The organism is Bradyrhizobium sp. LTSP849 (assembly GCF_000938255.1).
Classification (GTDB): Bacteria; Pseudomonadota; Alphaproteobacteria; order Rhizobiales; family Xanthobacteraceae; genus Bradyrhizobium.
This window is the reverse complement of sequence record NZ_JYMR01000021.1, coordinates 1-2,242: the sequence shown is the minus strand read 5'-3', so window position 1 is coordinate 2,242 and position 2,242 is coordinate 1. Positions and strand designations below refer to the sequence as shown.

Genomic DNA, 2,242 nt, shown 5'->3' with positions numbered 1-2,242 from the left:
CGCCCGCATGCGGCGGTGTCGGTCGGGAGCGCGCGCGATCGCGGTCGTGTGGTGTTCGTGTTCCCCGGACAGGGCAGTCAGTGGCCATCGATGGGCCGAGCCCTGCTGGCGGAATCGGCGGTGTTTGCGCAGGCGATTGCGGCCTGTGAGACGGCGTTGTCCCCTTACACGGACTGGTCGCTGACGTCGGTGCTTCGCGGGGATGAGGATCTCGAAGCCTGCCTGCTGGAGCAGGTGGACGTGATCCAGCCTTCGCTGTTTGCGATGAATGTCGGCCTGGCCGCGGTGTGGCGCAGTCTCGGACTGCAGCCATCGGCGGTTGTGGGCCACAGCCAGGGCGAGATCGCAGCCGCCGTGGTTGCCGGCATCCTGTCGCTTGAGGACGGAGCCCGGGTGGTGGCGCTGCGCAGCAAGCTGTTGAGGGGCCTGAGCGGGCGCGGGGCCATGGCGGTGACGGAGCTTGCGGCTTCAGTTGTGGAAGAGCGGCTGAAGGCAGCGGAATGGTCCGGATTGTCGGTGGCGGTGGTGAACACGCCGGGCTCGACGGTCGTCTCGGGGCCGACTGAAGTGGTCGAGCGCTGGGTCGGCCGTCTTGGTCAGGAAGGCGTGTTCTGCCGGCAGGTCAATGTGGACTACGCCTCGCACAGCGCGGAGATGGACCCGATCCTGCCGGAGCTGGAAGGCTTGCTGTCGGATCTTGCGCCACAGGCAGGCGAGGTGGCGATGATCTCGACGGTGACGGGAGCGCGCTGCGAGGGGACGTCACTGGACGGATCCTATTGGTGCCGGAACCTGCGGCAGACGGTGCGGCTGGACCTTGCGCTGGCCGAGTTGATCGGCAGCGGGCACGGCGTGTTCGTGGAAGCGAGCGCGCATCCGGTGCTGGCGATGCCGCTGTCTGCGGCGAGCGGCGAGCATGGCGTGGTGGTGGGATCGCTGCGCCGTGACGGCGGCGGGATGTCGGAGCTTTTACGCAATCTCGGCGCGCTGCATGTTCATGGTGTTGGTGTTGACTGGGCGAAGGCGGCGGGAGCGGGTGCGACGGCACCTGTTGCGTCACTTCCGACCTATGCGTTCCAGCGGCAGCGTTACTGGCTGGAGGCTGAGAAGGCGAGTGGGGACGCCGCGACGATGGGGCTGTCGGATGCGTCGCATCCGCTGCTTGGCGCTGCGACGCCGCTTGCGGAGAGCGACGGGTTTTTGTTGACGGGCCGGTTGTCGCTGTCGGAAGCGGGCTGGCTTGGCGACCATGCGGTGTTCGGGACGGTGCTGCTGCCGGGGACCGGGCTGCTGGAGCTGGGCTTTGCGGCGGCGCGTGCGGTTGGATTGACTGTTGTGTCGCAGCTGACGCTGCTATCGCCGCTGGTGCTGCCGGCGGAGGGCGGTGTGCGGCTGCAGGTTCAGGTGGATGGTGCCGAGGCGGGCGAGGCTGGCGGCCGAGGCATAAGCATCTACAGCCGAGCGGAGGATGCGGCCGAGGGCGGGTCGTGGACGCTGCATGCGCAGGGCGTGCTGGGCGAGGTTGCGGAGCAGGAAGCCGCGCAAGAGAGCGGGCTTGAAGTCTGGCCGCCTGTTGGCGGCGAGGCGATCGACCTGAGCGGTCATTACGCGCGGATGCAGGCGCGGGGCTACGGCTATGGGCCGCTGTTCCAGGGTCTGGTCGAGGCGTGGCGTGTGGGCGACGCCGTGGTCGGCCGCGCCGTGCTTGCGGAAGCGCTGTGGCCGTCGGCGGACGAGTACGGCCTGCATCCAGCGCTGCTGGACAGCGCGCTGCATGTGCTGAGTTTTGATCGGATCGCGGGCGCGGATCTCGATGGCGATGCGGACGCGCCGCTGCTGCTGCCGTTCGAATGGTCGGAGGTGTCGCTGGCCGCTCAAGGCGCGCGTGAGCTGCGGATCCGTGCCTCGGTGGAGCGCAGCGGCGAGGGCGAGGCGCTGGCGCATCTGCAGCTTGCGGATGGGCATGGCCGTGTGGTCGCGCATGTCGGGGGCTTGCGGCTGAAGCAGGCGAGCGAAGCGCAGATCCGTGAGGCCTCGCGCAGCGAGGCGCAGCATCTTTATCGTCTGGAGTGGCGTGCGGTCGGATTGAACGAGGCCGGGCAAGACAAACCTGTGTCTGATGCGCCGCCACTGATTGTGGGCGGCGACGGCGCGTTGGCGGCGGCTCTGGGGCTCGATCACGCCGAGAGCGTTGCGGCTGTCGTTGCGCGGCTGGATGCAGGCAGTGCGATCCCGTCGCAGC

General features: G+C 68.7%; 1 protein-coding gene. It reads left to right on the top strand.

Annotation, left to right across the window (positions count from 1 at the left end; all coding sequences use genetic code 11):
- Positions 1–2,242: acyltransferase domain-containing protein (locus tag UB31_RS15925; protein ID WP_045011528.1), on the top strand; the 2,242-nt coding region annotated here is incomplete at both ends.